This window comes from Streptomyces boncukensis (genome assembly GCF_011045075.1).
Taxonomy (GTDB): domain Bacteria; phylum Actinomycetota; class Actinomycetes; order Streptomycetales; family Streptomycetaceae; genus Streptomyces; species Streptomyces boncukensis.
This window is the reverse complement of sequence record NZ_JAAKZZ010000995.1, coordinates 1-1,161: the sequence shown is the minus strand read 5'-3', so window position 1 is coordinate 1,161 and position 1,161 is coordinate 1. Positions and strand designations below refer to the sequence as shown.

The window sequence follows — 1,161 nt, the reverse complement described above, 5'->3', positions numbered from 1 at the left end:
GCCCACGACCCGGTGACCGCCGGAAACGCGCCATTGATGCACCCCGGTAAGGCGGCTAGTGTCCGGATCGCCCGGCCGAATTCCGGCCAGGCATGGGGAGACAGACAAGGGAGCGCGCCATTAACACGTTGAGACGGAAGACGATACGCGGAGCCGCCGCGGCGGCCCTCTCACTGGGTGTCATCCTCGGCGCCGCGGCCACCGCCCCCGCCGCGTCCGCCGCGTCGCCGACTCCGCCGCCCGGCCCCACCATCATCGGCGGCGACGAGTCCACCGAGAGCTACCCCTTCATCGTCTCGCTCCAGTGGCAGGCGAACGGCAACCACATGTGCGGCGGCACCCTCGTCGCGCCCGACTGGGTGGTGACGGCCGCGCACTGCGTCAGCGACCCGGACGAGAACGGGGCGCCGTACAAGCTCAAGGACCCCTCCTGGGTACGCGCCCGGGTCGGATCCAACGACCGCGCCACGGGCGGCGCCCTCACCGACGTCAAGCAGTTCAAGGTCCACCCCAAGTGGACGTTCGAGACCTGGGACCGCAACGACGGGTACGACATCGCCCTCGTCCAGCTCTCCCGGAAGGTCTCCCAGCAGCCCGCGCCGCTGGCCACCGGCCTTCCCTCCGTCGGCAGCACCGTGAAGATGATGGGCTGGGGGTACACCGACGCCGCCGACAGCGACCCGGCCAAGCTCCCCAGGAAGCTCCGCGAGATCGACCTCACCGTCCTCGATCCCACGCTCAAGCGCTGCGCGGACGGCGCCTTCGGCGTCCGCGAGGGCGACTTCTGCGCCGACGACAACAGCACCGGCGGCACCTGCGGCGGCGACTCCGGTACGCCCGCCGTCCAGAAGGCGGGCGGCCGCTGGCAGCTGACCGGCCTCAACAGCCGGGGCACCGGCCCGTGCGGCGTCGGCGCCGACATCAACACCAGCGTGGGCGCCCACCACGACTGGATCACCAGCCAGATCAGCTGACGGCGACAGCCACGGGCCCCGGCCCCGGTACCGGCCCCGGTACCGGGGGCGCACACACCCGTTGCTGTCGCGCCGGCGGGTGCAGGATGGGGGCATGCGGGACGACCGATTCACAGGACCGGTGCCGCGCCCCGGCAGCCACGGTTCCCGCTCCCCGGCGCTGACCTCCCGGATGGGCGGGGGCGGG

Annotated in this window: 1 protein-coding gene; it reads left to right on the top strand. The window is 72.6% G+C overall.

Going from position 1 to position 1,161, the window contains the following annotated elements:
* Positions 1-128: 128 nt before the first annotated feature.
* On the top strand, positions 129-974 hold the full coding sequence (locus tag G5C65_RS37540; RefSeq protein ID WP_165303518.1) for a S1 family peptidase: 846 nt from the start codon (positions 129-131) through the stop codon (positions 972-974).
* Positions 975-1,161 lie beyond the last annotated feature (187 nt).